This window comes from Nostoc flagelliforme FACHB-838 (assembly GCF_014698065.1).
In the GTDB taxonomy this organism is placed as follows: Bacteria; Cyanobacteriota; Cyanobacteriia; order Cyanobacteriales; family Nostocaceae; genus Nostoc; species Nostoc flagelliforme_B.
Map to the genome: position 1 here is coordinate 1 of NZ_JACJSI010000618.1, position 2,500 is coordinate 2,500.

A 2,500-nucleotide genomic window follows, 5' to 3' on the forward strand; every position below is an offset into this window, starting at 1 on the left:
GATACTAAGTTCCCAGCAGATGATTTTTGCGTCATATATCATATTTTATAACGCCGTGTCTACCAATCTACATTCTGATTTTTTCTTTCTACCCCGATTTACCGAGCGGATACATTGCACCTTTAATCTATCAAGCACTTAGTTCCGCCGATCGCCAATAAGTTGCAGAATTAGCACGTGATCGCACCTTGGCGTTTTTGAAACAGCATTTAGGCAGTGGTGTCAAAGTTTGAAACAGGGCAACCACTGCCAGATCATTCGCCCACCGCGATCGCTCTGGCAACCAAGATATTCTGATTCTGAATCATTGGGAAAACGCTGCATATCGCGGGTGGTTTTTAAGAAAGAGAACGGTGAAAATTAACAAGCAACGAGAAAAAGCATGAACATTAACAAGAACGACACCGCAGTAGTTGTCATCGATCCGCAAAACGATGTCTTGAGCGAAAAAGGGGTTTCCTGGGATTTGGTGGGTGAGAGTGTTAAGGATAACAAGACCATCGAAAACATTGAGCGAATCTTCAAAGCCGCGAAGCAGAATGGATTTGAAGTTTTTATCTCCCCTCACTATTACTACCCCACCGACCATAGTTGGAAATTTGCTGGAAACCTAGAGCAAATGATGCTTGAGGTTAAGGAGTTTGATCGCCGTGGTGCGTTGAGCCTCGATGGATTCCTGGGATCGGGTGCTGACTGGCTTGATCGCTATAAGCCCTTCATTGAGGATGGCTTGACAATTGTGGCCAGTCCTCATAAAGTCTATGGGCCGCAAACCAACGATCTCGTTTTGCAACTGCGTAAACGCAAGATCAGCAAAGTTATTTTACTTGGAATGTTGGCAAATCTTTGTGTTGAAGCTCACCTACGCGAATTGCTCGAACAGGGATTTGAGGTTCTTGTTGTCAAGGATGCAACAGCAGCCCCTCGGCATCCGGAATTGGGTGACGGCTACAAGGCAGCACTGATCAACTTTGGCTATATTGCCAATGCAGTCCTTTCTACAGATGAAGTTGTAGCAGCAATCAAGTGATGTCAAACTCATCAATTTTACAAAACTTATGAAAATATCCGCATTACTCCTAGGGTGTGTCATCAATTGAGCCAAATGACAGAAGCAGCCAGATAAATTACACCTAAAAAGTTTGTAGCGCGTTGCGCTCGCTCTAAAAGCCCAGCGTAGGCATCGCCCAAACCATCGACGCTCCCGCAAGAACATTAAGAGCTTTGCTGATGTTGGCTATAGGATTGATACTGGTTGCTTTGGTATTAACCTTAAATAAATGCTGAAGAAAAAATAATTACTCTAATAACAAAAGCTAATCAGCCAAGCGTTGTATTTACAACTTTAGAATCAAATTCATTGGAGTTAATAAATTTACAAAAGCAATGTATAGAAATAATAACTAATATTTGATTTTAAATATTTAGAGATTGCTTCCCTTATTCTTAAAGGAAGATGCACAAGTGATCGCACCCCCAGATAAGGGAAAACTAACAGTAGAAGTCTAGCTTTCCTGCTTCTTAACACCGTTGGGTCAAATGAGGCGATTTATGACTGTTCTGTTAATATCTTATTTAAACGGCGATTCAAAGAGTTGTTAAGCTAAATTGCCAGAACCTTTGAACATGGGGGTGTAACTTCAATTTGTTCACTACTTTAAAACCAATAAAAGTGATCGCTAAAACGAAAATTAGTCCTTTTTACCTTCATGCTTTTAATATATGTTGTGCAATTTTAATCGCTGTTTTTGACCCATATTGGCTATCCTAGACTAGCTATGTAAAATTAATACTTAATACCAGCTTGAATCATTACATAGCGAGGAATTCAGACAAAAAAAGTGTATTTTATTAAATTTTCAATTTTGTATTACTAGAATTATTTTATAGCAATGGTTACAGTCTATTTTTATTATTAATTTATCATACCTACTCTAGGAGAGCCATTATATTTTAGATGCTTATCGTAAAGGACGTTTAAATTACGATAAAGCAATAAATAGAAAACTACCTATTGCCAGTGGTGCAATTGAGAGTTTAATCCGCCAAGTTGTAAATTTAAGAATCAAAGGAAACAGTAAATTCTGGTTGAAAGAAAATGCAGCAAATGTTGTTACATCTGCGTTGCCAATGGATAGCCGGAAGTTGGGATAATTTTTGTGGTTCTATGTTTAATTTCTTTATCAAACCCCAAACTGCTTGATAAATTTTATACTTTAGTTCTACTCTTAACTTATTATTTGCTTTAATTAATACTAAGTATAAAAGACTGATTCTATAGGACTAGTATTTGATTTCTGAAAAATCTCCGTACATTTGAAGAGTCGCAAAATCAAAGTTAGTGTGTCGGAGAAACCACTCAAACATCCATTTGAGATGAGAGAACGAATGACAGGGATTTCTTACCATCAATACCCGCCGTTTTTTTACCAGCGTTTAGCTGAGATACAAGTCTAATTGCAAGAAATCGAGCCGAGGTGGATTTAAGAATAAGCTTTTG

Annotated in this window: 2 protein-coding genes and 2 pseudogenes; 2 read left to right on the top strand and 2 right to left on the bottom strand. The window is 38.3% G+C overall.

Annotated elements, in window-relative coordinates; genetic code table 11:
• Positions 1–130 precede the first annotated feature (130 nt).
• On the bottom strand, positions 131–283 hold the full coding sequence (locus H6G97_RS49735) for a hypothetical protein (RefSeq protein WP_190947609.1): 153 nt from the start codon (positions 281–283) through the stop codon (positions 131–133).
• A 99-nt stretch (positions 284–382) separates the two neighbouring features.
• On the opposite strand from H6G97_RS49735, the gene H6G97_RS49740 reads away from it, so the two are divergent.
• Together H6G97_RS49740 and H6G97_RS49745 are read left to right on the top strand one after the other, a co-directional pair.
• A complete protein-coding gene (locus tag H6G97_RS49740; RefSeq protein WP_190735407.1) occupies positions 383–1,030 on the top strand; it encodes a cysteine hydrolase family protein in 648 nt (215 codons plus the stop codon).
• A gap of 917 nt (positions 1,031–1,947) precedes the next feature.
• A pseudogene (locus H6G97_RS49745) lies at positions 1,948–2,203 on the top strand (ISLre2-like element ISCst1 family transposase); the annotation flags it as partial.
• Positions 2,204–2,386: 183 nt separating this feature from the next.
• Here the strand turns inward: H6G97_RS49745 and H6G97_RS49750 are convergent.
• Positions 2,387–2,500: pseudogene (locus tag H6G97_RS49750) on the bottom strand (reverse transcriptase N-terminal domain-containing protein); the annotation flags it as partial.